At 62.7% G+C, this 25,764-nt stretch carries 21 protein-coding genes; 4 read left to right on the forward strand and 17 right to left on the reverse strand.

Annotated features, from left to right (window positions below; all coding sequences use genetic code 11):
- Positions 1–164 precede the first annotated feature (164 nt).
- From J9889_RS12330 to J9889_RS12395, 14 genes are all read right to left on the reverse strand, one after another.
- Complete coding sequence (locus tag J9889_RS12330) at positions 165–1,163, reverse strand: beta-propeller fold lactonase family protein (RefSeq protein WP_210556852.1); 999 nt, start codon at positions 1,161–1,163, stop codon at positions 165–167.
- A gap of 57 nt (positions 1,164–1,220) precedes the next feature.
- Positions 1,221–1,829, reverse strand: a complete 609-nt coding sequence (locus tag J9889_RS12335; protein WP_043154676.1) for a LysE family translocator — start codon at positions 1,827–1,829, stop codon at positions 1,221–1,223.
- 121 nt (positions 1,830–1,950) lie between these two features.
- Positions 1,951–5,268: a mechanosensitive channel MscK gene (gene mscK / locus J9889_RS12340; protein ID WP_210556854.1), complete on the reverse strand. Its 3,318-nt coding sequence runs from the start codon at positions 5,266–5,268 to the stop codon at positions 1,951–1,953.
- 150 nt (positions 5,269–5,418) lie between these two features.
- A complete protein-coding gene (gene pykF / locus J9889_RS12345; RefSeq protein ID WP_010673615.1) occupies positions 5,419–6,831 on the reverse strand; it encodes a pyruvate kinase PykF in 1,413 nt (470 codons plus the stop codon).
- 404 nt (positions 6,832–7,235) lie between these two features.
- Positions 7,236–8,366, reverse strand: coding sequence for a cupin domain-containing protein (locus tag J9889_RS12350; protein ID WP_010673616.1), 1,131 nt, complete (start codon positions 8,364–8,366; stop codon positions 7,236–7,238).
- Between the two features lie 152 nt (positions 8,367–8,518).
- The gene (gene purB / locus J9889_RS12355) at positions 8,519–9,889 is read right to left on the reverse strand and encodes an adenylosuccinate lyase (protein ID WP_042014264.1); all 1,371 of its coding nucleotides are present in this window, start codon (positions 9,887–9,889) and stop codon (positions 8,519–8,521) included.
- A gap of 30 nt (positions 9,890–9,919) precedes the next feature.
- Entirely contained in the window at positions 9,920–10,531 is a 612-nt protein-coding gene (hflD, locus tag J9889_RS12360; RefSeq protein ID WP_010673618.1) for a high frequency lysogenization protein HflD, read from the reverse strand.
- 483 nt (positions 10,532–11,014) lie between these two features.
- Positions 11,015–12,121 carry a tRNA 2-thiouridine(34) synthase MnmA gene (gene mnmA, locus J9889_RS12365; protein WP_010673619.1) on the reverse strand — a complete coding sequence of 369 codons (1,107 nt, stop codon included), beginning with the start codon at positions 12,119–12,121 and terminating at the stop codon, positions 11,015–11,017.
- Positions 12,122–12,279: 158 nt separating this feature from the next.
- On the reverse strand, positions 12,280–12,747 hold the full coding sequence (locus J9889_RS12370) for an NUDIX hydrolase (RefSeq protein WP_010673620.1): 468 nt from the start codon (positions 12,745–12,747) through the stop codon (positions 12,280–12,282).
- 64 nt (positions 12,748–12,811) lie between these two features.
- On the reverse strand, positions 12,812–13,720 hold the full coding sequence (locus J9889_RS12375) for a pseudouridine synthase (protein WP_210556856.1): 909 nt from the start codon (positions 13,718–13,720) through the stop codon (positions 12,812–12,814).
- A gap of 82 nt (positions 13,721–13,802) precedes the next feature.
- The gene (locus J9889_RS12380) at positions 13,803–14,270 is read right to left on the reverse strand and encodes a GNAT family N-acetyltransferase (RefSeq protein WP_104454484.1); all 468 of its coding nucleotides are present in this window, start codon (positions 14,268–14,270) and stop codon (positions 13,803–13,805) included.
- 197 nt (positions 14,271–14,467) lie between these two features.
- Positions 14,468–15,229 (reverse strand): DUF3142 domain-containing protein, encoded by a 762-nt coding sequence (locus J9889_RS12385; RefSeq protein WP_042864178.1) that lies wholly within the window; start codon positions 15,227–15,229, stop codon positions 14,468–14,470.
- 3 nt (positions 15,230–15,232) lie between these two features.
- Entirely contained in the window at positions 15,233–17,353 is a 2,121-nt protein-coding gene (locus J9889_RS12390) for a hypothetical protein (protein WP_210556858.1), read from the reverse strand.
- Positions 17,354–17,588: 235 nt separating this feature from the next.
- Positions 17,589–17,882, reverse strand: a complete 294-nt coding sequence (locus J9889_RS12395; protein WP_210556860.1) for a hypothetical protein — start codon at positions 17,880–17,882, stop codon at positions 17,589–17,591.
- A 558-nt stretch (positions 17,883–18,440) separates the two neighbouring features.
- Between J9889_RS12395 and J9889_RS12400 the strand changes: the two genes are divergently transcribed.
- Positions 18,441–18,590 carry a hypothetical protein gene (locus tag J9889_RS12400; RefSeq protein ID WP_010673628.1) on the forward strand — a complete coding sequence of 50 codons (150 nt, stop codon included), beginning with the start codon at positions 18,441–18,443 and terminating at the stop codon, positions 18,588–18,590.
- A gap of 85 nt (positions 18,591–18,675) precedes the next feature.
- Here J9889_RS12400 and J9889_RS12405 read toward each other — a convergent pair whose 3' ends face one another.
- Complete coding sequence (locus J9889_RS12405; RefSeq protein ID WP_210556862.1) at positions 18,676–19,767, reverse strand: alpha/beta hydrolase; 1,092 nt, start codon at positions 19,765–19,767, stop codon at positions 18,676–18,678.
- A 410-nt stretch (positions 19,768–20,177) separates the two neighbouring features.
- On the opposite strand from J9889_RS12405, the gene icd reads away from it, so the two are divergent.
- On the forward strand, positions 20,178–21,431 hold the full coding sequence (gene icd, locus J9889_RS12410; RefSeq protein ID WP_010673630.1) for an NADP-dependent isocitrate dehydrogenase: 1,254 nt from the start codon (positions 20,178–20,180) through the stop codon (positions 21,429–21,431).
- A 66-nt stretch (positions 21,432–21,497) separates the two neighbouring features.
- Here icd and J9889_RS12415 read toward each other — a convergent pair whose 3' ends face one another.
- Positions 21,498–21,674 carry a hypothetical protein gene (locus J9889_RS12415; protein ID WP_010673631.1) on the reverse strand — a complete coding sequence of 59 codons (177 nt, stop codon included), beginning with the start codon at positions 21,672–21,674 and terminating at the stop codon, positions 21,498–21,500.
- Between the two features lie 339 nt (positions 21,675–22,013).
- Positions 22,014–23,345 (reverse strand): D-serine ammonia-lyase, encoded by a 1,332-nt coding sequence (gene dsdA / locus J9889_RS12420; protein ID WP_210556865.1) that lies wholly within the window; start codon positions 23,343–23,345, stop codon positions 22,014–22,016.
- Between the two features lie 215 nt (positions 23,346–23,560).
- Between dsdA and dsdC the strand changes: the two genes are divergently transcribed.
- Positions 23,561–24,505, forward strand: coding sequence for a DNA-binding transcriptional regulator DsdC (gene dsdC, locus J9889_RS12425; protein ID WP_052814981.1), 945 nt, complete (start codon positions 23,561–23,563; stop codon positions 24,503–24,505).
- A 349-nt stretch (positions 24,506–24,854) separates the two neighbouring features.
- Positions 24,855–25,262 (forward strand): H-NS family nucleoid-associated regulatory protein, encoded by a 408-nt coding sequence (locus J9889_RS12430; RefSeq protein ID WP_010673634.1) that lies wholly within the window; start codon positions 24,855–24,857, stop codon positions 25,260–25,262.
- Positions 25,263–25,764: the final 502 nt, after the last annotated feature.

A 25,764-nucleotide genomic window follows, 5' to 3' on the forward strand; every position in this document is an offset into this window, starting at 1 on the left:
GTATAACCTGGCCAGAAGGAGGCAATATCAATATGATGCACGGCGACAGCAGGGTGATGGTGGTGGTGTGTTTGGAGACAGCCAGTTTACCAGCACCCTGTCTGTCAACTTCCACTTCCCCAAGATCCCGCGAAGAACCTTTTTTATGCCCGTTTTTCGCCATCTCAAGGGAGGGATAGCACCCTCACCCACATGGCCCCCTTGCCCACCTTGCGACGTGGGCCCGGGGTGAGCTGGCCGCTTTCGGGGTCGATGGCATGCAGTGCCACCTCATGGGATTGCTGCCCGGTCGTGATGAGCCAGTGGCCGCTGTGGTCGATGGCAAAGCCCCGGGGACAGGCCTCGGTCGGGAAGTGGCTGAGGGGGGTGAGGGCGCCATCTTGGGGGGAGACGCCGAACAGGGTGAGCAGGCTGCTGGCCCGTTCGCTGGTGTAGAGAAAACGTCCATCCGGGGTCAGGTGCAGGTCGGCGCCCCAGCGCTCCCCCTCATAGCCTGGGGGTAGCATGTCCAGGCTCTCGCGCACCACTATCTGTCCGTCCGCCTCCCTGTGGTAGCGATTGAGGGTGGCGTCGAGTTCGTTGAGGCAATAGAGATCGCCGTTGTCCGGGTGCAGTGCCAGATGGCGGGGCCCGGCGCCGGGGGCGGTGTGAATGTCCCCCAACGGATGGGGAACCAGCCTCTCGTCCACCAGGGCAAAGCGGCGCACCCTGTCCTCTTTCAGGCAGGCCACCAGCAGCTCCTGCTCCCCGTTTTGCCCCGGGAGCCAGGTGACCGAGTGGGCCGCCATCAGGTGGTCGAGACGCTGGTGATGGGGCTGCATCCGGCCCGCCTGATCCTGGCGGGAGACGGTGACGTGGTTGAAGGCGTAGGAGGCGGCAAAGAAGAGGCGGCCGCTGCCGTCCATGCAGGTGTGGGAGGCGCTGCCCTCGAGGGGCGCCGAGGTCGGGGCCCCGAGCCGCCCATCGGCGGCGATGGGGAAGCTCAGCACCCGAAAATCGGGGCGCACCCCCGCATGGAGCCAGCGCTGGTCGGGGCTGATGACCAGGGGCTGCACCTCGCCGCCGGTCTGCACTTCCTGCAGCGGGGCGAGGGTGCCTGCTTCGAGGCGAAACACATGGATCAACCCGCTCACCGGGTTGGCCACATAGACCACTTGTTGCATTGCATCTCCTTTGCGACGGCCATCCGTCGGGTCAAGGGAAAGGGGAGTCCCGGCGTCTCAGGCGGGGATCAGGATCTCGCGAATGACGGGCACCACTGACAGTGCCAGCAGGGCCGCCATCACCTGGTTGAAGCGGCGACGGGCAAGATCGTTTGCCAGCCAGCGCTTGAGCAGGGAACCGCACAGGAGCCAGAGTCCGACGCAGGGGAAAGAGACGATGAAGAAGGTCAGGGCGATGACGAGGTGCTGCTCAAAGGGGTCGCTCCCCGCGCTGGTGAAGGCGGCGATGGCGCCGGTGGCGACCACCCAGGCCTTGGCATTGACCCACTGGAACAGGGCACCCTTGAAAAAGCCGAACGGGCGGGTTCCGTTGCTGTCAGCCATCCCGTCCGTCGGGCGGGCGATGAGCCAGGCAAGATAGAGCAGATAGAGGGTGCCCGCGCACTTGATGAACATGTGGAGTTCGGGGAAGCGGGTAAAGAGCTGGCCAAAGCCCAGCCCCACCAGCAACAGCATCAGGGTGAAGCCGACGCAGATCCCCATGAGCAGGGGCAGGCTCTTGCGTATCCCGACGCTGGCGCCGGCGCTCATCACCATGATGTTGTTGGGGCCGGGGGTGACCGATGCCGAGATGGCAAAGAGCACCACGGCGTAGAGCGAGTCCATTGGATTCCTCGTGCAGACAGTCCGTTGTCTTCCCTATATTGGGGGTGATCTGCGCTTTCCAAGGCGGGGGGCGGGCAGAAAAAAAACAGGCCCCGTGACGGGGCCTGTGAAGCGGGCGGGATCAGACGGGCTGGTTCCCTGCCGGCGGCAGCGCCGGGCGGGATTCCACCTTCTGTTCGTCTCCCTGCATGTTCTTGATGTAGACGTCCATCTGGTTGAACGCGATCTCGATGCCATGCTCGCGGAACAGCACGTCGATGCGGCGGTTCAGCTCGTCGATGGCCGGGTTGCGATCCCCCAGCTCGCTCACGAAGAAGCGCAGTTCGTGATCCAGGGTGCTGGGCCCGAAGGTGAGGAAGTAGACGATGGGGGCCGGGTCTTTCAGCACCCGGCTGTTCTCCATGGCGGCCTGCATCAACAGCTTGCGGGTCAGATCCAGATCCGAGCCATAGGCCACCCCGACCCGGGCGATGACCCGGGTGACGGTGTCGGACAGGGACCAGTTGATGAGCCGCTCTATCATCAGCTGCTGGTTCGGGATGATCACCTCCTTGCGGTCGAAGTCGGTGAGGGTGGTGGAGCGGATCCTGATCTTGTTGACCGTGCCCGAGATGGTGCCGATGGTGACGGTGTCGCCGATCCGCACCGGGCGCTCGAACAGGATGATGATGCCCGAGATGAAGTTGGAGACGATCTGCTGCATGCCGAAACCGATACCGACCGAGAGACCGGCGGCCAGCCACTGCAGCTTCTCCCACTGGACCCCGAGCATGGCCAGCGCCGTCAGGCTGCCCACCCCGATCAGGAGGTAGTTGAGCATGGTGGTGAAGGCGTAGGCCGTGCCCTGGGCGAGGCGCAGCTTGGAGAGCACCAGCACCTCCAGCAGGCCCGGCAGGTTGCGGGCCAGCGACAGAGCCGCACCAAACACGAAGAGGCCGGTCAGCACGTCGCTCAGGCTGATGGGATAGAGCACGGCGTTGGCCCCGGTCCCCTCGCTCTTGTGCCACAGCACCACGCTGTCGAGGTAGGTGAAGACCGCCACCAGATCAGACCAGAGCCAGTAGAAGGCGACGCCGAACACCAGCAGCAGCATGATGCGGGTCAGACGCAGGGACTGCTGGCTGACCTCTTCCAGATCCATGGGCTGCTCTTCGATGGCTTCGCCCCCTTCCGCATCCTCCTGGGTCTTGTGTTCCCGCTTGGCGACCGCGCGGCGATAGGCCAGACGACGGGCCGCCAGCTCAAGACCGCGCAGGGCGGTGCGATAGACCAGACCCCAGATGATGATGAGGTAGAAGGACTCGATGAGCCTGCCGGTGAGTTTCAGGGCCGTGTAGTAGTAGCCAAGGGCTGCCAGCACCATCAGGGCCACCGGCGCCAGCGCCAGGGCGACGGCGGTCAGGGTCTGCAACATGCTCGCCTCGCCCTTGATGCGGGCGCGGGAGATGGGCAGCACCAGGTAGGCGGTCAGCCCCAGCAGCAGCATGGTCATGCCCTGGCCGATGACGTCGTTGCCAAGGGAGGAGGGTTCCACCACCGCCTTGGTCGACAGCATGATGAGGGGCAGCAGGGGCAGCCAGAGGTAGCGCATGCTGTTGCGCTTGGCCTGCAGCTCGTCCCGCGGCATGCGGAAGTGGGTCTCGCCGATGCCCCCCGGTCGCATCACCGACAGGTAGACGCTGAACACCAGGTAGCCGAGGGCCAGGTTCAGGGTGATCTGGAAAATGAGTTTCGGGCTCAGCAGACCGCAATAGGCGAGCAGCAGGCCGGCGGCCAGGATGAAGAGGGTGCCCGGCAGGCGTTGCAGCACGGTGAACAGCAGGGCACGGGGGGTGTGCCACTGGCTGTCCTGACGAAAACGTCCCAGATCCTTGACGATCTTCTTCTGGCGCTCGAGCAGGGTGCCGCGCTTCCACAGCAGCAGGCCCCCCACCAGCAGCAGGGGCAGTGCCAGCAGAGAGACTGCCAGCAGCATGTCGCCCCAACCGCTCCAGTCCGGTTTCAGCACCCAGTCGGAGGCCTGCTTGAAGGCCTGGGCCGGCCAGGTGATGAACCACTTGGCGTCGATGGGCTTGTTGCTGCTCACCCAGAAGATGTGCTGCTGCAGGGTGAACTCGATGGAGGCATAGACCCGGGTCAGCTGCTGCTGGGTCAGTTGCAGGCTGATGGCGTTGGTGAGCTGGGCATCCATCTGGCGGTTGAGCTGATCCAGCAGGCCGATGCGGGTGTCGATGAGCTTGGCAAGGCTGGCCCTGTCTTCGTCGCTCACCGTCTCGCCGCTGCTGGCGATGAGGTTGTCCAGATACTGGTTCTTCTGGAACAGCTGGTCACGCTGCTGGCTCAGTTCGAACTGGGCCAGGTGCAGGTCGGCGATCTGCTCCTCCAGGTTCTTCACCAGGGTGGAGGGGGCCGCTTCCAGTTGCTGGTAGAGCTGATAGAGGATGCGCGAGAGCAGCAGGTTGCCCTTGAGCATCTGCACCTGTTCGTTGAGGTTGCGCTCGGTCTGGGTGCCGCGCTCCAGCATGCTCTTCGCCTGCAGGTTCTTCTGGGCCAGGGTGTTGAGGCTGTTGGTGGAGCTGATGAGTTGCTGGCTGAGCTGGTAGTTGAGCTCCTGCTCTTTTTGCACCAGGGGGTTGTCTTCGGCGGCCACCAGTTCGCCGGTCTCTTCGGCGGTCTTTTCGGTGTCCCCCAGGCGCTTGGCGCTGCTCTGCTCCTGCAATGCCTGCAGTTTCTGCTCTTCACTGGCGAGACGGGCACTCTGGTAGTCCCGTTGCTTGACCACCAGATCCTGCATGCTGGTGCGGTTGTCCAGCTCCTTTTGCAGGTTGGCCAGTTGCAGATCCAGCAGGGCCAGTTCGGCATTAAGCTTCATTTTCTCGGCGCTGCTCACCCCGTCCCCGGCGTTGAGGCGGGTGCGGATCTCCTGGCTGCGCTGATAGGCGCGGCTCATGCTGGCCTGGGCCCGCTCCGGCAGGGTCTGCAGGTTGGTGATCTGGCTGCCGATGGTGCCAAGGGCCTCCTGGGCCGCCTGCATGTTGGCCATGATCTCGGGTTGGCGGGCATCGAGCTCCGCCAGGCTCATGGTGGCGTATTCGCTCTTGATCTGCTCCGGGCTCTTGCCCTGGGTCAGGGCGTCGAGCTTGGCGCCGATCTCCTTGAGCTCTGCCGGCAGGGTGCGCAGGCGTTCGCTCTGGGTTTTGGCCTTGCTCTTCTCCTTGTCGATGCTGTCGAGGAGGGAGAGGGTGTCAGTCAGGAACTTCTGGTCCGCCTGCTGGCTGGCCGTGGGGGTGTCCGACTTGCCGAGGGCATCGAGCGCCCGCTGCACGGTGGCGCGCTGGGGCAGATCCTGCGCCAGGGTGCTCGGGGTCCAGAAGGTGATGAGTAAACAGAGCAGCGGCAGCAGGGTGGCCGAGGCTCTTTTGAAGCGTGTTGAGAGCATAAAGCGTCCGGGTGATTATGCGATGTTCGGGGGATTTTCCACCAGGGTAAAATCCGCGTGGATTCTAGCACCGGCGCAAGAGGGGCAGCAGGGGGAGAGATAAAAAAAAAACGGCGCCCGCAGGCGCCGCTTTCATCGGTTCAGGACTGATTACAGTACGTGAACGGAGGCGGTGTTGGTGGTACCGCTCGGTACCAGGGCACCGGAGACCATGACAACCACGTCACCCTTCACGCCCATGCCGATTTCCAGCGCGGCTTCTTTGCCGATGCGATAGAAGTCGTCGGTGGAGGCGATGGAGTCAACCACGTGAGCAACCACACCCTTGGTCAGCACCAGCTGGGCAGCGGTCTTCTTGTTGGTGGTGATGGCCAGGATCCAGGCTTTCGGGAAGTACTTGCGGATGGCCTTGGCAGACTTGCCGCCTTCGGTGGCAACCACGATCAGCGGGGCGTCCAGCTTCTCGGAGGTCTCTACCGCGCCTTTGCAAACCGCTTCGGTGATGCGCAGCTTGTTGCTGTCGTTGGCAGCAGACAGGTTGGAGGGCATCACGGCATCGGTACGCTCGCAGATGGTGGCCATGATGGTCACGGCTTCCAGCGGGTACTTGCCCTTGGCGGACTCACCGGACAGCATGACTGCGTCGGTACCGTCCAGGATGGCGTTGGCCACGTCGCCAGCTTCGGCGCGGGTCGGACGCGGGTTCTTGATCATGGAGTCCAGCATCTGGGTCGCGGTGATGACCACTTTGCGGGCCTTGTTGCACTTCTCGATGATCATCTTCTGGGCGAAGATCACTTCTTCTACCGGGATCTCGACACCCATGTCGCCACGGGCAACCATGATGCCGTCGGAGACAGCCAGGATCTCGTCGAAGTTGTCCAGGCCTTCCTGGTTTTCGATCTTGGAGATGATCTGGATGTTCTCGCCGCCGTGGGCTTTCAGGTGCTCACGGATTTCCAGCACGTCTTCTTTCTTACGAATGAAGGAGGCAGCAACGAAATCAACGCCTTGCTCGCAACCGAAGATGAGGTCGCGCTTGTCTTTCTCGGCCAGGGCCGGCAGCTTGATGGAGACGCCCGGCAGGTTGATGCCCTTGTTCTCGCCCAGGTCACCGTTGTTGAGCACTTTACAGATCACTTCGCGCTCGGTGATTTCGATGACGTCCAGGCCAATCAGGCCGTCGTCAACCAGGATGCGGTTGCCGACGCGCAGGTCGCTGGCAAAGCCGGCATAGGTGACGGCGACTTTGTCTTTGTTGCCCACCACGGTCTGGTCGGTGGTGAAGGTGAAGGTCTGGCCGGCGACCAGGGAGACGTCGTTGCCGCCTTCGAGCTTGATGGTGCGGATTTCCGGACCCTTGGTGTCCAGCAGGATGGCTGCGTGCTTGCCGGTTTCGGCCATGACAGCGCGCAGGTTGCTGATGCGACCACCGTGTTCGGCGTAGTCGCCGTGGGAGAAGTTCAGGCGCATGACGTTCATGCCGGCATCCAGCATCTTGCCCAGCATTTCTTTGGATTCGGTCTTGGGACCGATGGTGCAGACGATTTTGGTCTTTTTCATGTCAGTCTTCATGGTTAAGGAATTTCCGCCGTGCAATATACACCAGTTTTTGGATACTTTTTATGATCCAGAAACAACGTTTTGAGCGAAAACGGCCTCAATTTGAAAGATAACGTTTTCGATCACAGCTCATTTTAGGGGCTAAAATAATTGATTTTCCGCAACTGAGGCCATTTGGTTCCCATTTCTGGCCCCGCATCCTGCCCGATCCCATGTTGTTAAATGACAAACAACAGGGCCCCATTGCGGGGGCGATCCGGCCCGATGCCGTTGGCCGTCATCCAGTGTAGTCACTCCCTCCCGCGGCGTCAGGACGAAGCAACGCAAGGCTGGAGCCGGTAGGCCTACAGCGGAAAAAAACGCCGCCCCTCCCGGCACGCCGGGAGGGGCGGCAGCCCTCTGGATCAGCCGAAGAACCAGTAGCCGCGGTTGACCAGCCGGGTCAGCAGTTGCAGGAAGCCCGCCTGATCGGCCAGTTCCACCAGCGCGTCCTGGGTGATGATGTCCTTGTCGCACAGGAGTGCGATGGCGGCCGGATCCTCGCTTGGCAGGGTCCAGGCTTCGCCGTCGATGTAGCAGGTGCGGCTCTCGCCGCTGAACCAGACGCTGCGCAACCCCGGCACCTTGATGGCGGGCTCCCCCTGGCTCAGCAGGTCGGCCACCTCGTCGGCGCTGTAGTCCGGCTCCACCGGATTGACGTCCAGATCGTGCTTGGCCTCGGAGATCATGGTGCCGAACCACTCCTTGAACAGGGTCTCGTCGTCGAGGGCCTGTTGCATCAGCTCCCGCAGGCGGTGCAGCTCATGGGGCTGGATCTCCCCGTGGCGGGCGCGGGGCTGGAGGTCCGGGTCGCCGTAACGTTCGGTGCGGATCTCGTTGTCGATCAGGTGATCGGCAAAGGAGGAGACAAGGGCCTTGGCGTCCGGTGCGCGGAAACCCACCGAGAAGTTCAGGGAGGGCTCGATGGCGTAGCCCTCGTGGGGGAATCCGGGCGGGATGTAGAGGATGTCGCCCGGCTCCATGATGACGTCGATGATCGCCTCGAACGGCTCGCAGTGCAGCAGGGCCGCGTGGGCGGCGAACTCGTTCAAGGGCTTGGCATCGCCGACCCGCCAGTGACGCTTGCCCTGACCCTGGGTGATGAAGACGTCGTAGTTGTCGATGTGGGGGCCGACACCGCCGTGAGGGGTGGAGAAGCTCACCATCACATCGTCAAAGCGCCAGCCCGGTATGAACTGGAAGGGCACCGCCAGCTCGTGCACCTCGGGTACCCAGTGGTTGCACGCCTGCACCAGCACGGTCCAGTTCTCTTCCCCCAGGTGATCGTAGGATTCGAAGGGGCCGTGGGCCGCCTCCCACTTGTTGTTGAAGCGGGTGACCAGGCGCGATTCAATCACCTCTTCCATGGCCAGACCCGCCAGCTCGTCCGGGCTGATGGGATCCTGAAAGTCGGTGAAACCGCCCTTGATGAGGAGCGGGCGCTTCTGCCAGTAGTGCTCGAGGAAGTGAGCGATATCCAGATTGAGTTGGTACATGGTGCTTCTCGTATCTTGTGAGAGGGCTTGCCCAAGGCGGGCTTGGGCAAGGGCTCTGAAATGGCCCGATAGAGGGTGATCATATCAAATGGGCCAAAATCAACGGGGGCCCTGCCGTCATGACAGAGCCCCCGCCGGTTCGGTTACATCACTTATTTCAGCAGATCGACCAGACGCTGGGCGTCGCCGATGTAGTTGGCCGGGGTCAGCTTCTTGAGCTCGACCTTGACTGCTTCCGGCAGTGCCAGGGTGTCGATGAAGGTGCGCATCCCTTCGGCGTCGACGCGGCGACCACGGGTCAGCTCTTTGAGCTTCTCGTAGGGCTTCTCGATGCCGTAGCGGCGCATCACGGTCTGGATGGGTTCCGCCAGCACTTCCCAGTTGGCGTCCAGATCGGCGGCCATGGCGTCCGCGTTGGCTTCCAGCTTGGAGATGCCCTTCAGGGTCGCCTGATAGGCAATCAGGGAGTAACCCACCGCCACACCCAGGTTGCGCAGCACGGTCGAGTCGGTGAGATCACGCTGCCAGCGGGAGATGGGCAGTTTGCTCGCCAGGTGCTGGAACACGGCGTTGGCCAGACCCAGGTTGCCTTCGGAGTTCTCGAAGTCGATGGGGTTGACCTTGTGGGGCATGGTGGAGGAGCCGATTTCGCCGGCGATGGTGCGCTGCTTGAAGTGACCCAGGGAGATGTAACCCCAGACGTCACGGTCAAAGTCGATCAGGATGGTGTTGAAGCGGGCCAGGGCGTCGAACAGCTCGGCGATGTAGTCGTGGGGCTCGATCTGGGTGGTGTAGGGGTTCCAGGTCAGGCCGAGAGAAGTGACGAACTCCTCGGAGAACTGGTGCCAGTCCACATCCGGGTAGGCGCTGATGTGGGCGTTGTAGTTGCCCACGGCACCGTTGATCTTGCCCAGCAGCTCCACCGCCATGATCTGCTTGAGCTGGCGCTCCAGACGGTAGGCGACGTTGGCCATCTCCTTGCCCATGGTGCTCGGGGTCGCCGGCTGACCGTGGGTGCGTGACAGCAGCGGCATGTCGCGGTACTCGACGGCCAGGCGCTTGATCTCACCGATGAGCTTTTCGCAATAAGGCTTGATCACCTCTTCCCGGGCGGTCTTCAGCATCAGGCCGTGAGAGTTGTTGTTGATGTCTTCCGAGGTGCAGGCGAAGTGAATGAATTCGCTGACGGCGGCCAGCTCCGGGTTCACTTCCACCTTCTCTTTCAGGAAGTACTCCACCGCTTTCACATCATGGTTGGTGGTGCGCTCGATCTGTTTGATGCGGGCGGCATCCTGCTCGTTGAAGTTGCTGACGATGCCGTCAAGCACGGCATTGGCTGCCTCGCTCAGGGCAGGGACTTCCGGGATCCCGGCGTGGCTGGCCAGTTTTTGCAACCAGCGCACCTCGACTTCGACGCGAAAACGCAGCAGACCGAATTCGGAGAAGATAGGGCGCAGGGCATCGGCCTTGTCGCCATAACGACCGTCAATCGGGGAAACGGCAGTCAGCGCGGACAGCTCCATGGGGTGAACTCCTGATGATTGGTGTGGGGGTTAAAATCGTTTGGCCAGTTCCACCATCTTCTTGCGGGCGAAGATGATCTGGGTACGGCTGCCGCCGAGCTGGCGCCACAGCACCACGGCGCGGATGCCTGCGAGCAGCAGGGCGCGCACCTTGTGCTGCACCAGGGGCTGCTGCAGGAAGAGCGGGGTGCCCGCCACCTGGATGCGCGGCCCGATGGGGCTGATAAGGTCGCTGTAGATGCTCGCCATGTTGGCCAGGATCTGCTCGTCGAGCAGATCGAAATGCTGTTGCTGGCGGCCGATCTGGCTGATCCGCTCCCCCAGCATGTTGAGGATGTCCTTGCGCTTGGCGAGCTTGCGCTCCAGCGCGATCAGGCTCACCACGTAGCGGGTCAGCTCGGCATTCTTCTGGCTGCCGTCGGCCCCCAGCTGTTCCACCAGGGCGCGATAGCCGTCGCGAATGGCCAGGTGGCTGCCGAACACTTCCAGCGGCTGTGTGGGGTTGGTGACCAGAATGCTTTGCAGGCTCTCGCGCAGGGAGGCTTCGTCGCAGGAGCCGTCACGGGCCACTTTCTGCACCAGATAGGCGGCCTGGCAGATGCCTGCGAAGGCCATGGTTCTGTCTTGGAATTTGTCGCTCATATCTTCACAGCCCTGTTCTGTTCTTTCACCGGCCGATGCCATTATCCGGCCTGGAATGTGTCGGCCATGTCTTCACAGCCCTGTTCTGTTCTTTCACCGGCCGATGCCATTATCCGGCCTGGAATGTGTCGGCCATGTCTTCACAGCCCTGTTCTGTTCATTCACCGGCCGATGCCATGATCCGGCCTGGAATGTGTCGGCCATGTCTTCACAGCCCTGTTCTGTTCTTTCACCGGCCGATGCCATGATCCGACCTGGAATGTGTCGGCCATGTCTTCACAGCCCTGTTCTGTTCATTCACCGGCCGATGCCATGATCCGGCCTGGACGTTGCCAATCATGTATCGCTGCCTGGTACTGTTTTTCTTTGTCCCCTCTCCCTCAGGGAGAGGGTCAGGGTGAGGGTGGTGACCCCCTCATCCCCAACCCTTCTCCCGCGAGGGGAGAAGGGAGTACAGCGCGGACGCTCGTGAGCGCCCAGCCCTTAGACCGGATGGCTGAAACGTTGTTCGATGATGCCGCCGCCCAGACACACTTCCCCGTCGTAGAAGACGGCGGACTGGCCCGGGGTCACCGCAGCCTGTTTCTCGTCGAAGATGACCCGGATGGTCTCATCGTCGATGGGCTGGATCAGGCAGGGGATGTCTTCCTGACGATAACGGGTCTTGACGGTGCAGCGGCGCGGCGCGCGAATGGGGGTGCGATCCACCCAGTGCAGCTGGCTCGCGACCAGGCCGTCGGAGTAGAGGCGGGGGTGTTCCCCTTGCGCCACCACGAGCGTGTTGCGCTCCACCTCTTTGTCCACCACGTACCAGGCCTCTTCGGTGGCATCTTTGCGACCGCCGATGCCAAGCCCCTTGCGCTGGCCCAGGGTGTGGTACATCAGCCCCTGATGCTCGCCGATGATCTTGCCGTCCACGGTTTCGATGGGGCCGGGCTGGGCGGGCAGGAACTTGGCCAGGAAGTCCTTGAACTTGCGCTCACCGATGAAGCAGATGCCGGTGGAGTCTTTCTTCTTGGCGGTGATGAGATCCAGCTGCTCGGCGATGCGGCGCACCTCGGGTTTTTCCAGATCCCCGACCGGGAACAGGCTCTGACCCACCTGGGCTTCGCTCAGGGTATAGAGGAAGTAGCTCTGATCCTTGTTGGTATCCAGACCGCGCAGCAGGCGCGGGCGGCCGGTGCTGTCGTCACGGCGCACATAGTGGCCGGTGGCGATGTAGGTGGCCCCCAGCTCTTCGGCGGCGAATTCCAGGAACGCCTTGAACTTGATCTCCTTGTTGCACAGGATGTCCGGGTTCGGGGTGCGACCCGCCTTGTACTCTTCCAGGAAGTGCTCGAAGACGTTGTCCCAGTATTCGGCGGCGAAGTTGATGGTGTGGAGTTTCATCCCCAGCTTGTCGCAGACGGCCTTGGCATCAGCCAAATCCTGGGCGGCAGAGCAGTACTCGTCCGTGTCGTCTTCTTCCCAGTTCTTCATGAACAAGCCTTCGACCTGATAGCCCTGCTGCTGGAGCAGGTAGGCCGAGACGGAAGAATCCACGCCGCCGGACATGCCGACGATCACCTTGATTTGGCTGTTGTCTGTCATTAGTCGAAGTTACCAGTTCGTTTAAACGGGGCGTATTCTACCAGAGTTTTGCGCCCCCGGTCACATCTCCCTGCCGCCGTTCCCCTCGGAAGCCCGGCGGCGGGAAATCGTTTTTCTTGTCTCGGCCCCATAGCGTCAAAAAGAGCGTCCAATGGCGCTTAGATAAAGGCCTTGAGGGCCGACAGCGGCAGCCTGGTGCCTGCCAGATAGTCCTGAATGCACTGCCACACCAGGGGGCTTCGCAGGGCGGGCTTGCACTCGGCAATCTCCTCCAGGCTGAGCCAGTGACAGGCCAGTACGTCACCGTCGGGATCCTCTGGATGGTGCTGACCGGGCGACTTTTCAAGGTCGAAGATGACGGCGGTGCGCACAAAGGTGGCCTCGCTGTCCGCCGGTTTGAAGAGGTAGACCCCGAGCCAGCCGGTTGGGGCGGCGGTGAGTCCCGTCTCCTCCTTCAGCTCGCGGCAGGCCGCCTGGATGAGATCTTCTCCCGGCTCCACGTGGCCGGCGGGCTGGTTGAAGCGGCGCTTGCCCGCAATCTCCTCTTCCACCAGCAAGAAACGCCCCTGCCAGTGCACCAGGGCGGCCACGGTGAGGCGGGTGGGCAGCGGTGGGTGATCGCTCATAAGGACTCCTTGTCTTGTTGTCTGTGCCCCGGCAGGGGCGCTCGATGCAGATCCGCTGTCGCCTTCATTCAGAGGGCTTGGGGCGAGCCGGACGGCGGGCGGTGGTGCGCCCGCCGCTGCGATGGCCGGGGCGCGGGTCTGCCCCGCGGCGGTCCCGCCCCTGGGGTGGCTCCTGATCTGTTGGCCGAGCGGTGCGGGGGGCGCTGCGGCCAGTGCCCCCCGCTGCGGCGGATGCCCGTGCTTTGCCTTGCGTGGCGGCTGGTCGTGGCGCGGGTGCCAGCTCGGGGGCGGGCAGGGCGCGGCTCTCTCCCGGCGCCAGCCCATCGAGGGTCCACTCCCCGATGGCGTAGCGGATGAGGCGCAAGGTGGGGTGGCCGATGTGGGCGGTCATGCGCCGCACCTGGCGGTTGCGCCCCTCCACTATTTTGATCTCCAGCCAGCAGGTGGGGATCTCCCTGCGCTCGCGAATGGGCGGGTTGCGTGGCCACACCGCAGGGTCATCCATGATGCGCGCCCCGGCGGGCAGGGTCATGCCGTCGTTGAGCTCCACACCGGCGCGAAGGGCGGCCAGTTTCTCCTCGCTCGGGATGCCTTCCACTTGCACCCAGTAGGTCTTGGGGGTCTTCTCTCCCGGCTGTGTGAGGCGTGCCTGCAACTTGCCGTCGTTGGTGAGCAGCAAGAGCCCTTCGCTGTCTCGATCCAGCCTGCCCGCGGCATAGATGCCGGGCTCGGTGATGTAATCCTTGAGGGTCTCGCGGCCCGCCTCGTCGGTGAACTGGCAGAGCACCATGTAGGGCTTGTTCAGGAGCAGCAGCTTGCGATCCACCGGGGCGGGGGCCGGTTTGCGCTCGTTGACGCTCCGTGTGTGCCGGGCCTCCCGGCGTTGGGATGGGGGCACAGTGGTAGGCCCGCTGGCCGTGCGGCCTGCGTCAGGGCGGGCGGAGAGGGAGAGACGGGGACGGGCTGATTTCATCGCATGCCTACCAAAAACAGGGGATGGCGGAGTGTACCACAGGGGGCGGCCATCAGGGGGAGAGCGGGGCTTCCCTCTCGGGTCAGGGGGTGGCGATGTCCGGCGCCAGTGCGAGGGAGAGGCGCAGCATGTCCTTGTGCTGGATGCCGTGCTCCATCAGGGGCTCGGGATAGTGGATGAGGAAGTGATCCTTCACGACGGCATGGACGCGAAAGCCGTGGCGCTGGTAATAGGCGAGCTGGTGGCCGAAGCTGCCGGTACCGAGTTCGACGCGGCCTATCCCCTTCCCGGCCAGGTTCTCCAGCACGAAGCGCAGCAGGCCGGAGCCGATGCCCTGCTGCTGGCGGTTGGGGGCAACGGCGATGTTGAATATCTCGGCGGTTTGCTCCCCCACCAGGCCCGCCACGCAGGCCCCCACGACCTCGTTGTCCGCCAGGGCGGCAAAGCCCCAGGCCCCGGGCAGGTAGGCGGCGATGCGCGACGCGGCGGGATCGGCCTCCAGCAGCAGGGCCAGCGGCAGGTGGGCGGGGTTCATCTCGACAAACGTCATCCTTGTTTCTCTCCCTGTTTGTGACGGCGCGCGGCGCGCAGCACGATGGCGGGCTTGACCGACGTGGTGGCCCGGGCGGCGTTCCTCTCACACGGCATCTCGCCCGGTGTGGATGCCACCAGCCGGATCTGGGTCTGCCACTGCTGCTTGCCGCGGGCACGCCCTTGCCCCTGTCCCCGATAGGGTTCACCCGCATCTCAGTGGGCGTCATGCCGGGGAACAGGGGGGCTGGTCCCCGGGATCGGCGCCGGGCGGTTGAGCAGGAAGACCACCTCGCCCCGGTAGTGGGGGGAGGCGGCCAGTGTTGTCTGCCAGGCGGGATCCCACTCCCCATCCTGCACCAGCCCGACCTTGAACGGGATGGTCAGGTGAGCCATGGCGGGCAGATAGGCCTGATAGCCCGGCACCGTGCGCGTGCCCTGATAGGTCTGGATCACCAGTTCGTCCACGGGCAGGCGATTGAGCTCTGCCACGTCCCCCGTTTTCGCCCAGTCGAGCAGCCCCGTCACGCTGAGCTTGCACCCGGGAGGCAGGGCGCGCCGCAGTTGTTGCAGGGCGTTGCCATAGCGATCTAGCTGGCGGGTCGCCGCATCGAAGTCGATCTGGATGCCCGCCACCCTGGCCCCGGCCGCGCGCCACCCCTCGTAGAGGCGCACCAGCACCTGCTCGTGGGCGGGGGAGAGGGGGAGGGCGTTGACACGCACCACCAGCCAGACCTGCCCGGCCTTGAGGGGAGAGGGAACCCGCCCCAGCTTGACGAAGCGGGGACCGCCGGGCCTGTCCAGGATCTCCCCCTGATGCAGATAGAGGGTGCTGGCCTGTTCCAGTACCGGCTGGTGGCGGGTGGCGGACCAGAGCCAGAACCCGTGATAGGCGCTGGCATCGACACTGGCCTCAAGGGGGGTGGCCAGGGCCGTCAGCAGCAGCGCCAGCAGGGCGCGTTCAGGGGGTCTGCTCATGGCTCACCAGTAGTATTTGAGGGATCTGGCCCACACCGAGTTGCCATAGCGCTGCTTGAGGGTGTTGAACCAGGCCTGCCGGGTGCGTTTGGGGATCTCCTGGCTGTCGCAGCTGTTGTAGCCGGAGGGGGCATAGCACTGGATGGCGCGATAGAGGGCATAGCTCTTGTCTTCGGGCTCCGCCTTGGGGTTGGCCATCACGGCCTGATAGAGGGCGAGGCGACTCGGGAACGTGGGGCGCTCGTCTTGCGCCAGCCCCCAGATCATCTCGCGATCCTGCCACAGGTCGATATGGGGATCCCGGCTGCGCAGATACTCCCCGAAGCAGTTGAGGGCATGACCATCGTCGGGGCGCTGCACCAGGGTGCCAAGGGTCTGGGCCAGATCCCGGCAGTGGTAGCCCTGGGGCGTCCCCTCTCCGCGCCACTGGAACGCCGAGAGGCGCACATCCCCGTTGGGCACGGGTTCCCAGGGCGCGTCGGCGGGAGGGGTCGCCTCCTTGTAATCGGCGGGGATGAGGGCCACATCCTGCAAGAAGGTGGCCGGGTCGCTGGCGATGAGATCCCGTACCAGCAGGGTATGGAGCGCAATCTGCCGCTCCGCCGCGCTCGGGCCCTGACTGGCTTGCTGGCGCAACAGGGCGGGGTCGGCCTCCTGCTTGAGCACGGCCGCGCGGATGCGCAGCTGGGTGATGGGGCTGCCCGGCTGGAAGATGGCGGCCGTGTTGCCGGTACGCACCCAGTGATCCGCCAGCACGTTCTCCACGAACGACTGCTGGGCCTGACCCAGGGGGGAGGCCACCAGCGCCATCAGGGCCTGCTCGGCCTTGTCGAAGGCCTTCATGCCCTGCCAGGCCCAGATGCGCAGCATCTGGTGGCTGAATGCCAGGGTGGCGTCCTCCTGCCCTGAGGAGGGCAGGGCCAGCACCTGCTCGAACTGCTTGTCCAAAAAGAGGGCGTAGGCCTTGAGATAGGCCGCCTGCGCCTGGTGACCGGTTTTTTGCAGGTGCGCGATGGCGTCGTCCAGCTGGGCATCTTGCCAGTCCCGCGGCCGCTCATAGGTCGGTCTGAGACCCCGCAGGGCATTGACGAACAGCAGCGCCGGCTGGGCCGAGTCCTGATAGGCCGCCTGATGGCGATAGGCATCGCCACTGAGCAGGGTGAGATCGATCTCGTTGACCAGGGCCTCCAGCGCCGGCAAGGGCTGGCGGGTTGCCATGGCCTCGTCATAGGCATCCCGCAGGGCGCCGAGATCACCGGCCATCCACTGGATGCGTCTGAACAGTCCTCTGGTCGAGCTGGCGTAGCGCCCTTGCGGGTAGGCTACCAGATAGGCCTGGCCCTGGGCCATGGCGCGGCGAAGGGCCTCTTTGTCGCTCCTGGTCACGTCCTGATCGCCGTATTCGTCCTTCGCCTCCTTCATCGCGAGGTTGATCTCCGTGCGCATCACCATGTAGGTCGCGCTCTCGGCCACCCAGGGGGCCTTGGCCTGCTGCAAGGCGGCAAAGCCTGCGCGGGCCTCCTCGAAGCGGCTCTCGTAGAAGTGCCGGGCGGCTTGCAGATACCCTTGCCACTCCAGGGCAGCACCGCTCATTTCGGTCGCGGGGGCGGGGCTCTCTTGCTGCCCCAGGATCAGCAGACGGCTTCGCAGCAGCGACGTGCGCTCCGGGGCGGGCACCTCGCTCTGCTCGAGGGCGTCCAGAAACGCGCTGACCGAGGAGAGGGAGTTGGAGATGGCGTGGCCGTAGAGGGAGTCGTGGCCCGCGTAGTGCTCGAGCAGCGGGGGGAGGGACGGGTCGTAGGCGGCCAGCCGGCTGCCGAGCTGCTCGCGCAGCGCCGGGTCCTCCACCTCCTCCGGCTGGGGGAGGCGGGTGAGGTAGAACAGCGGCTGGCTGCGCTCGTTCAGCGGATCCGCCGGCAGGGTGAAGGGGAGGGGGTGATGCTGGGCATCCCCCAGCAGCATCAGCAGGTTGCCCCGGGTGTCGTTCTCGTTGAGATAGAGCGGATAGGTGGGGAGAGGGCAGTCGGTGAGCCAGAAGCCGCACCCGTCACCGTCACCGGAGGCGAGGGCGGGCAGTGCAACCAGCGTCATCGCCAGCACTGAGCAGTGGGTCAGAGATGTCATGGGATCGCTATCCGTTTGTGGGCCCGCGCCGTGCGTGATGCCCGGGCCGGAAAAGGGTTTTGCAGTGGCGGGCAATAGTACGAAAGAGGGTCACAAACGACAACCCATTCTGACCTGGTCGGCGCTCTCTCTGTCAGGACGCCTGCGCCATCTCCCTGCCCCGAGCATGTGCTCTTTGCTGCTTCGCGGATGTCAGCATCTGCCATCGCCATACAAAAAGGGCGAATGTGGATGCTTATATCGGGGGCTCTTCGGTGCGAAAGAGCGCCTTGCCGCAGGCGAGGCAGGTGTGGCGAAAGCGATGATCAGGCCAGCCGGTCTGGGGGTGGCCCAGCACCTTGTCGGAGCTGCAGGCGCAGCAGCGCGCCCCATGTTCATCGTCGATGGCGCATTCGGGATGCTGGTGCAGGTAGTCGGCGCGGGTGGACAGGCGCAGCCAGTCGGGCTGGGCATGGCGCTGGTTCCAGAAATAGCACCCATAGAAGGTGCCTGCGGCGACGGGCAGGGCAAACCACCAGAAGAGATCCATGTCATGACTCCGACGAGAGGGGATGAGGGCGGCAACAACCCGCTCAGCAGGCGTGGTGCGGCTTCATTTTATCGGGGCGGGAGTGGGGCGGGATATGCCCGGATGGGTAACAAGCGAACCTGCTGGTGGTCGGGTTGGCAAGCCGCAGGGCCGGGGTTGGGGATTATCTATCCATTAAAGAGATGGATTGTGTCATAACCTATCGTGTTTTTGGATGGACAAGGGGGCCTTTCCGGTCGCAAAACCTGGAGATCGGGGAGTTTTTGTGAAAAAAAATGTGCATACACTCGTCATGCCGATCTCAAGGGCGTCATTGAGCGAATCATAAATTTCAAGCTATTGATATCAATGGAAAAAACAGTGTTTTTATCAGGCGTTTTCAGGGTGGATGATGGGGTTTCATAAGGAGCTTTAACCCATTTTCTAGATTGGTTTTTGCATAATCAATCGTTTATTTTGTTGGACAATTGGGGAAAACCTGGTGTCCAATCGGGTGAGCAGGTTGGCCAAACAGTGCCGTCAGCCAGTGTGTAACCCGAGATGTAAGGAGACATCCTGATGGAAAAACTTGACCAAAAAATCGACACCATGCGCCAGGAGTTCGAGTCCCAGGGGCAAAAACAGGCCCAGGACAGATGGCAGGCCAGGGTCGATGAACTGCAACGGGAGCGCAGCGAAGCGCCCCAGCCGGAAGCGGCAGAACACTAGCCCCTGGCGGCCTTGTGGCCACCAAGTGAGCGCATAATGAAAAACCACCGCCCTGTTCGGGGCGGTGGTTTTTTTTGCGCAGTGGCTAGAGGCGATAGAGGTTCTGGGCCGCATCGAACAGCTCCGCGCTCTCGCCGGTGCCGCCGTTGAAGACGGTGTGGAAGAAGCGCAGCACCTTCTCGTTGGCGAGGGCATCCCCTTCGAAGTAGGCGTGAGAGTCCCCCACATGGGGCTGATTGGTCACGTCCACATAGGTGGCCGTTCTGGCGTCCAGCCGCCGGGTGTAGTGGCCGAGCCTCGCCTTTTGCTGCTCCCCCATCTTCATGCGCGATGCCATCAGGGCACCATCGCGCTCATTGATGGTGATGTAGAGGCGGTTGCGACACTGGATGCGATCGACCCACTGGGCGTGAAGCTCGTTGTTGGTGTCGGCGGCGGCCATGATGATGTTGTCGAACAGCAGCTGGTTGGCGTGGTAGGTGGTGCTGCCCAGCAGGTGCTTGAACAGGTAGTTGCCCATGCTGTGCAGCAGCAGGTTGATGGTGAAGGGGCAGCGCTTGTTTACCTCCTTGGCGAAGTAACGATCCCAGGCCTCGCCGTTGTCGGCGAACTTCTTCTGGGCCTTCTCTTCTAGTTGCGTCACATACTGGCCGTTGAACTCGTCGATCAGCCCCTTCATCTTCTCCAGCACCCGGTCAAGGGCCCCGGCCGAGGCCAGGGCATCGCGCTTGTCGCTCTTGTAGCTCAGCACGCCCCGGGCACCGCCGCCATTGGCGGGCCAGCTGAAGCAGAGCACCTCGACGCCGTACCGGGCCTCGAGCCCCGCGGCTCGCTCCAGCACATCGTCAAGATCGTTGTTGAAGCCGTGTACGAACAGCAGCAGGTGTTTGCCGGTCTTGAGCTTCTGCTTGGCCGTGCTGCCGGTCCCGGCGCAGCGCTCCAGCAGCTTGCGCGCCACATAGGCGCTGGCCGGGTGGGGGAGGTCGGGGTCAAGGCCGACGCTGGCGGCCATCTCGGCGGTGATCTGATCCGGCAGCAGGTCCAGCTGCCACTGCTTGCCCTGACGCCGGGCCTCGGCGAGGCGCAGTTCGTTGGGGCCCTCTGCGGGTTTTTCGCCAAAGATCTCGCTGGGGGTCTTGCCCTGCTCGTTGACCATCCGGTTGGTGACGATAAACATGGTGTTCTCCTTGTTGTCGTGCTCTCTTCATGATCGGCCACGCCCCGGGCGCCCCGATCACTGGCAAAGAGCCTAGTCCGGATCCGGCTGCCTGTCCCCCGGCGCGCCTTGCCTCGCCAAAGGGGTTACGACGATGTAAAGGCGAACGGGATTTGGGGGAATGGCGCCTTCGGGGCGGCGAGGGCAGGAAGACGCTGTCATCACTAGAGGAAGAGGCCCGGATGGACGGGGCCTGCGCCTCGTCAGGACCAGAGGGCAGCGAGGGAGTAGGGGATCCTCAGGCGCACTGTGATCCACTCCCCGACTATGGTCTGACATGCACGCCCGCTATTTGATTATGCAAATGGATGGGCTTAAGATGGCCGCGCGCAACGATCAGATTGATAACAAACGGAAGTTAGGAGATGCCGATGGAAAGCAAAGTAGTTATCCCGACCCAGGGCCAGAAAATCACAGTCGATGCCAGCGGCAAGCTGCAGGTTCCCCACAATCCCATCATTCCGTTTATCGAAGGGGATGGTATCGGTGTGGACGTGACCCCGGCCATGTTGAATGTGGTGAATGCTGCGGTCGAGAAAGCCTACAAAGGCGAGCGCAAGATCGCCTGGATGGAGATCTATACCGGCGAGAAATCGACTCATGTCTATGGCGAAGGTGCCTGGCTGCCGGCCGAAACCCTGGATTTCATTCGTGAATACTGCGTGGCCATCAAGGGCCCGCTGACCACCCCGGTCGGCGGTGGTATTCGCTCCCTCAACGTGGCCCTGCGCCAGGAGCTGGACCTCTACGTCTGCCTGCGCCCGGTCCGTTACTACGAAGGGACCCCGAGCCCGGTCAAGCACCCCGAGCTGACCGACATGGTGATCTTCCGCGAGAACGCCGAAGACATCTACGCTGGCATCGAGTGGAAGGCGGACAGCGATGAAGCCAAGAAGGTGATTGCTTTCCTGCAAAACGAGATGGGCGTGAAGAAAATTCGCTTCCCCGAGTCCTGCGGCATCGGCATCAAGCCCATGTCCAAGGCCGGTACCGAGCGTCTGGTCCGTGCCGCCATCGAGTACGCCATCGACAACGATCGCGACTCCGTGACCCTGGTGCACAAGGGCAACATCATGAAGTTCACCGAGGGTGCCTTCAAGGATTGGGGCTATGCCCTGGCCCAGAAAGAGTACGATGCCCAGCTCATCGACGGCGGCCCCTGGTGCTCCTTCAAGAACCCGAAGACCGGCAAGACCATCGTGGTCAAGGACGTCATCGCCGATGCCTTCCTGCAACAGATCCTGCTGCGCCCGGCCGAGTATGACGTCATCGCCTGTATGAACCTCAACGGCGACTACATCTCCGACGCGCTGGCGGCCCAGGTCGGCGGCATCGGCATCGCCCCGGGCGCCAACATCGGCGACGGTGTGGCCCTGTTCGAGGCTACCCACGGCACCGCGCCCAAGTACGCCGGTCAGGACAAGGTCAACCCGGGTTCCCTCATCCTCTCCGCCGAGATGATGCTGCGCCACCTGGGTTGGACCGAGGCGGCCGACCTCATCGTCAAGGGTATGGAAGCGGCGATTGCCAACAAGACCGTCACCTATGACTTCGAGCGACTGATGGAAGGTGCCACCCTGCGTTCCTGCTCCCAGTTCGCCCAGGACATGATCGACCAGATGTGATCCGGGTCGTTGAAATGCAAAACCGGCGCCATGAGCGCCGGTTTTTTTATGGAGGAGAGCAGGTCGTCAGGTGGTTTTTTCCACGTGCTGCTCGTAGATCTGCTGCCATTTGCTGGTCTCGGCCTCATCTCCACGGGCCTGCCAGAATTCGCAGATGGAGCTGGCGAGCTCGGATGCCATGGCGTGGTCTCCGTCACGGCGGCTCATCAGATATTGTCCCAACCAGCTTTGATATTGTTTCATCGCCCGATCTCCTTATCTAAGGTGCCCAGAGGGGAGTGCTCCTGGCGTCAAGGTCGCGCAGGAGCGATTCGAACTGGGCACATGTTGTGCTGCGCCCGGCAGGTGTTGGTCGCCGGATCCGGTGGTTATCTCACCGGAAAAAGGGGACAACGGGGCGCAGATGTCAAAAAACGGTCTCTATCGTATCACAAAATAACCAGTCAGTGGGGCTGGATGACAAATCAGGCTGTCCAGCAGTCTGGCCGTCTGTGTCATGGTGGCGAGGGCTGAGGTGCCATCTTGCTGATCTCGCAGCAGAAAAACCCGCCAGGTCGGCGGGTCACGGGGGCGAAAAAAAGATCAGATCCGGGCGCAGGCCAGGTATTTTTCCATCTCCTCGGCGGGCACCATGCCGCCGCCGGTGGCCCACACCAGGTGGGTGGCCCCGGCCATCTTGGCAGCATCCAGTCCCTGCCCACTCTGCCACTCAAGGTTGGTGGCCACTCGCCAGGGGCCTGCCATGCCCGCCAGTGCCGAGGGCTCGAGCCGGATCTCTTCATCCCGGGCCAGGAGCCCCAGCAGGTCGTACATCTCCTGATCGCTCAGGGTGTAGAAGCCCGCAAGCAGGCGTTCCATGGCGCGGCCGACAAAACCGGAGGCGCGTCCCACCGCGAGGCCGTCGGCGGCGGTGAGGTTGTCGATGCCAAGGTCTTGCACCGCAATGGCATCGTGCAACCCGGTGTGGACCCCGAGCAGCATGCAGGGGGAGTGGGTAGGTTCGGCGAAGAAGCAGTGCACGTTGTCCCCAAACGCCAGCTTGAGACCAAAGGCCACCCCGCCGGGGCCACCGCCGACGCCGCAAGGCAGGTAGACGAAGAGCTGATGGTCGGCGTCCACCCTGATGCCCATCTCGTCGAACTGCTTTTTCACCCGCTCGCCTGCCACCGCATAGCCGAGGAACAGGGTGCGGGAGTGCTCGTCATCGATGAAGAAGCAGGCGGGATCACGTTCGGCCTCCTTGCGTCCCTGCTCCACCGCCACCCCGTAATCCTCGGCGTATTCCACGACGATGGCGCCATGTTGGCGCAACTTTTTCTTCTTCCACTCCCGCGCATCGGCGGACATGTGGACGGTGACGCGAAAGCCGAGGCGGGCGCTCATGATGCCGATGGAGAGGCCGAGGTTGCCGGTCGACCCCACCGCGATGCTGTATTGGCTGAAGAAGTGGCGGAACTCGTCCGAGAACAACGTGCGATAGTCATCCGTCTCGCGCAGCAGCCCAGCCTGGATGGCCAGGTGTTCGGCATGGGCCAGCACCTCGTGGATGCCGCCGCGCGCCTTGATGGAGCCGGAGATGGGCAGGTGGCTGTCTTGTTTGAGCAGCAACCTGCCGGTGAGTTCGACGCCATAGCGCCCATTGAGGGTCCCCTGCAGGGTCGGGATGGCGGCGATCCCGGACTCGATGATGCCGTGGCTGGCGCGGGTTTCGGGGAAGGCCTCGCACAGGTAGGGGGCGAAGCGGGCGAGCCGGGCGGAGGCGGCGGCCACATCGTGCCGGGTGAGCCCCACATGGGGCAATCCTTCCGCGAGGGAGGTGGCCCCCGGATTGAACCAGGTCACAGGGGTGAGGGCGATCAGCGGTTCGAGCAGGGGGAAGCGGGCGATGAGCCCGGCAATGTCGGTGTGTGTCATGAAAGCCTCTCGGGGTGGTGACGGAATCATCCCATTGAACGGCGCCAGCGTTGCCGTGACAAATGATAAAACGCGTGGCTTGGATGAGCTCAATTGATGCAAATGGCCATCTGCCCTGCTGTGCCTTCGAATACGGGTGAGTTGGGTCTTCCTGGTGAATGCAAACCTCGCCCTTCTGGTATCATCTGCCAGATAAAAGAGAGGGAGGCCCAACCATGCAACGCGATGAGCACCCGGGGGTGAGGAGCAAGCTGCTCAGCAGCCATCAGCTCGCCAGGCTCCACACCTTCGAGGCAGCGGCCCGCCACGGCTCCTTTGCGCTCGCCGCCGACGAGCTTTCCTTGAGCCCAAGCGCGGTGAGCCACCGCATCTCGGCCCTGGAAGAGGCGCTCGGTTTTTTGCTGTTCCAGCGCTTTCACCGCAAGGTGGCCTTGACCACGGAGGGGCAGCGCATTTTCTGGGCCCTCACCTCCTCCCTGGAGTTCATCAATCAGGAGGTGCTGGAAATCAGGGAGCAGGCGCTGTCGGGCTCCCTGACGCTGCACTCGCGCCCCTCCATCGCCCAGTGCTGGCTGGTGCCAAGGCTCGCCGATTTTTCCCGTCTGCATCCTCACATCGAGCTCAACCTGCTGACGGGCAACGAGCACATAAACCTGCACGGCTACGGCATCGATCTGACCCTCAACTTCGATGCCAGAACCCCGACGGGCCTGGCCATCCACCCCCTGATGGATGAATACATGGTACCGGTGTGCAGCCCTCAATACGCCAGCGACCACGGTCTGATGGGGGAGGTGGGGAATCTGCAGCAGTGCCGCCTGCTCCATGACAGGCAAGCCTGGGGCCTGGACACCGACAGCGACGAGTGGCGCACCTGGGGGAGTCACTGGCATCTCTCCCTGGAGGCCTGCTCGTCACACATGGGATTTGATCGAGCGGATCTGGCGATCCTTGCCGCCACCCACCACGCCGGTGTCGCCATGGGGCGCAGGCAACTGGCAAGCCAGGCGCTGGCGAGCGGAGCGCTAGTGATGCCCTTCCCGGACATGGCGGTGCGCTGCGAGCCGCGTTATTACCTGGCGACCCTCCCTCACCGCCAGTGTCCCAAGATCCAGGCATTCATCCGCTGGATACAGGATCAGGCGCAAGGGGCATCCTGACACGGGACCTGGTTTATTGTCCGCGAAGGTCATGGCCATGAGCGCACTATTTGTACAATAAGTGCCGACACTGCTGCTAAATGACCTGGCGCAGAGCGACGCGGGTAAGAGATAACAGCGTGTGCAACGGATGAGGTGAACCAGAGATTAACCGGGGAAAATAGAAAATAAAGTCCGTGAGGGTATTTCCAATAAGTATCAGGCAGGGAATTAACCACGGTAAATAATGTCCATATGGTGTCAGCGCGCTGCCGGATGGTATAAAAACATTATGTTGTTATCCAATGGGCATGCTATTCTCAAATCGTGTTATCCCTGTGACATACAAAAATAATTCTGTGAGGAAGTAATGAACGAGTTTCTGAAGGTTCTGCTGAACATTCGCAGCTTGCGCGCTGCCATTCGTGAACTGCCGTTTGAGCAACTGCAAGAAGCGAAAGAAAAGTTTGACCTGGTATATAACGAGCGTGCCGAGTCCGTTGAACAGGAACGTGCCGAACAGGAAGAGCGTCAGCGCAAACTGAATGAATTCACCGAAATGCTGCAACAGGCTGGTATCGATCCCCGTGAGCTGATCGGCAGCGTGGCGGCTCCGGCTGCGGCGGGCACCACCAAGAGCAAGCGTGCTCCCCGTCCTGCGAAATACAAGTACCAGGAAGACGGTCAGGAGAAGACCTGGACCGGTCAGGGTCGTATGCCCAAGGCCATCGCCGAGCAAGTTGCGCTGGGCAAGGATCTGAACGATTTCCTGATCTGATCGCTGGATCCGGATCTCGATAATGCCGCCTGCAGGGCGGCATTATTATTTTCAGGGTTCAGAGGATGTCGCAGTAAAACCCAATTGCGCAGGTTACTCCGGTTAATTGGAGAGCCTCGTCTGGAATAGCCATAACCATCATGTGCCCAATAAAGTTGGCGCATCATCTTCCACGCCACCTCGCCACTTATACGCACTGAGGACTCATACAGCCCGTGTTTCTTCGTCCCTTGTGAGAAACGATCATGGATACCTGCTGTGACAGAATGAAATAGCGGCGGTGGATCCTCATCTGTATGCCTGAGCGGCCCGTCTCTTTTTCATGCTGATGCATGACGCCCACCGCCTATTAATTTAGGTTCTTCGCGGGATCCTGGGAAAGTGGAAGTTGACAGACAGGGTGCTGGTAAACTGGTTGTCGCCAAACACACCACCACCATCACCCTGCTGTCGCCGTGCATCATATTGATATTGCCTCCTTCTGGCCAGGTTATACCGTCAT

It is taken from the genome of Aeromonas sp. PrichA-15, from assembly GCF_017939245.1.
Taxonomy (GTDB): Bacteria; Pseudomonadota; Gammaproteobacteria; order Enterobacterales; family Aeromonadaceae; genus Aeromonas; species Aeromonas caviae.